General features: G+C 47.6%; 3 protein-coding genes and 2 tRNA genes. 4 read left to right on the top strand and 1 reads right to left on the bottom strand.

Annotated features, from left to right (window positions below; translation table 11 throughout):
• On the bottom strand, positions 1 to 499 hold a 499-nt coding region (locus GY683_RS07720), incomplete at its 3' end, for a hypothetical protein (protein WP_297288181.1).
• A gap of 217 nt (positions 500 to 716) precedes the next feature.
• Between GY683_RS07720 and tpiA the strand changes: the two genes are divergently transcribed.
• The 4 genes from tpiA (at position 717) to GY683_RS07740 (ending at position 2,166) form a co-directional block, all read left to right on the top strand.
• Positions 717 to 1,454, top strand: coding sequence for a triose-phosphate isomerase (gene tpiA / locus GY683_RS07725; RefSeq protein ID WP_297288182.1), 738 nt, complete (start codon positions 717 to 719; stop codon positions 1,452 to 1,454).
• A gap of 43 nt (positions 1,455 to 1,497) precedes the next feature.
• The gene (secG, locus tag GY683_RS07730) at positions 1,498 to 1,824 is read left to right on the top strand and encodes a preprotein translocase subunit SecG (RefSeq protein ID WP_297288183.1); all 327 of its coding nucleotides are present in this window, start codon (positions 1,498 to 1,500) and stop codon (positions 1,822 to 1,824) included.
• A gap of 68 nt (positions 1,825 to 1,892) precedes the next feature.
• Positions 1,893 to 1,977, top strand: a tRNA-Leu gene (locus tag GY683_RS07735).
• Positions 1,978 to 2,089: 112 nt separating this feature from the next.
• Positions 2,090 to 2,166, top strand: a tRNA-Met gene (locus GY683_RS07740).
• The last annotated feature ends 9 nt before the right edge of the window (positions 2,167 to 2,175 follow it).

The raw sequence follows: 2,175 nt of genomic DNA on the forward strand, positions 1-2,175 counted from the left end.
CGTCCAGCATTGCTTCGCCGTCATTATCAGGCACTTCATGATCGTCCTCGGCAAGCTCTAGCACCGCGCCTAGATGCAGGCTTTGCATGATGCGGACGAGTATGTTCTCATCGACCAGAACGGGCGTGATGTGCGCATTGGTTGCAAAGCCAAGCTCGCTCATGGCTTGCGCGCGTGTCGGATCGCTGGTGGCGATAAAAATTTGCCCATCGCGCTGACCAAGAGGTAACACCTCGTGGCGTGCGATGAGCGCATCATCAAGCAGATGCAAGGGCAGATCTTTGATGTTAAATTTATCCAAATCCACCAAGTCTATGCCCAGACTCTCAGATAAGGTCTTGGCGATTACATCGGAGGACAGTACGCCATGTCGCACTAGATGCCGAGCAAGGGTGATCTGTGCGGCATGAGCGTCATCAATGGCGGCTGCAAGCGCATCATGATTGATGAGTGCTTTATCCAGTAAAATTCGAGCAAGTCCTGCGATGGCGTGATTCATGAATTAACGGTGTCATAAGTATTGTTGTAATATACTATATTTACCGTGATTTAACAGTACATTGACTGAAATTTTTATGTTTTGAGATTGATATGAGACGAAAAACCCACAATTTTTTGTGTGTAATGACAATAAAATGCGTTATAATAATGCGTTTAAATGATTTTTGACCATGCCGACCGCTTGGCGCATCAATAAATAACAAAGAGAGTACAATATGGCAAAGTATCTCATTGGCAATTGGAAACTAAACCCAGCAATGCTAACCGAAGCAGTAGCATTGGCTCACGCCATGAAGGGTGTGGCAGACAATTCAACCTGCCAACTAGGCTGTGCGCCAACGTTTTTGCATCTTGGTGTGGTCAGCGACATCTTAAAAGACTCATCTGTTTGGGTGGGTGCGCAGGACGTGTGTGCATTTGGTGAGATAGGTGCATTCACGGGTGATGTATCAGCAGCGCAAGTAACGGATCTGGGTGCCAAATTTGCCTTGATCGGTCATTCGGAGCGACGCACCTACCATGCAGAATCCAATGAGATGCTCGCCAAAAAAATCACCCAAGCCATCCAAGCAGGTCTGGTTGTTGTGCTGTGCGTGGGCGAGACAAAAGATGAATACGAGGGCGGTCAGGCCCTAAGCGTGCTTGATGAGCAGCTGTCTGTACTGGATGGTCTAAATGCACCAGCCGATCAGCTACTGATCGCGTATGAGCCTGTATGGGCGATTGGCACGGGTTTAACCCCGACCGTTGATGAAGTGGCAGTCACGCATCGCCACATCAAGAACCAGTTGACTAAGCAAGGCTTGGTAGATATCAGCGTGCTATACGGCGGCAGTGTGAATGATAAGAACGCCAAAGACTTCGCCGCTTGCGATGTCGTTGATGGTGCACTGGTAGGCGGCGCTTCTTTAAAGGCGGAAAGCTTTATGGTTATCGCACAGGCATTTAGCTGATCTTTGGGTTGTCTTTATATAGTTTATTTATAGTGGTTTTATTATGTTTACAGTATTATTAGCGGTTCATATCATCGTGGCGATTGTCATGGTGGGATTTATTTTGCTTCAGCATGGCAAGGGTGCAGATGCCGGTGCATCATTTGGCGCAGGTGCAGCAGGCACGGTATTCGGTGCGGCAGGCTCGGCCAACTTCATGACACGCATCACGGCTGTGCTTGCGACCGTGTTTTTTATTACCAGTCTTGCCTTGGCATGGTATGCGCAGCGTGAAGCAGAAGATCAACTTCGTCTTGATGTGCCGACTGTTCAGAGCGCTCCTACTACCACGGCACCAACTCAAGCACCAGCGCAGCCAGTAGGCGAGTGATTTGTTGATAATTTTGGTTTTTTCGCTTGATATTTTAAATAATACTCGTTAAAATAAGCGCCTATTTTGCGATCGTGGTGGAATTGGTAGACACGCTATCTTGAGGGGGTAGTGCTTCACGGCGTGAGGGTTCAAGTCCCTCCGATCGCACCAAATCTCAGCTGTTAGAGCGGTATTGATTAAACTTCAATGTTAAACACTTTTATAAATTTCAAAAAAGTCTTGACAACATCAAAATACATGCTATAATAGCGGTCTAAATTGATGCGGGGTGGAGCAGTCTGGTAGCTCGTCGGGCTCATAACCCGAAGGTCGTTGGTTCAAATCCAGCCCCCGCTACCACTTTTTAAA

The organism is Moraxella sp. (genome assembly GCF_024227015.1).
GTDB lineage: Bacteria > Pseudomonadota > Gammaproteobacteria > Pseudomonadales > Moraxellaceae > Moraxella.

Coding starts and splice junctions, on each gene's coding strand:
- tpiA (WP_297288182.1), top strand. CDS start 717: ATGGCAAAGTATCTCATTGGCAATTGGAAACTAAACCCAGCAATGCTA.
- secG (WP_297288183.1), top strand. CDS start 1,498: ATGTTTACAGTATTATTAGCGGTTCATATCATCGTGGCGATTGTCATG.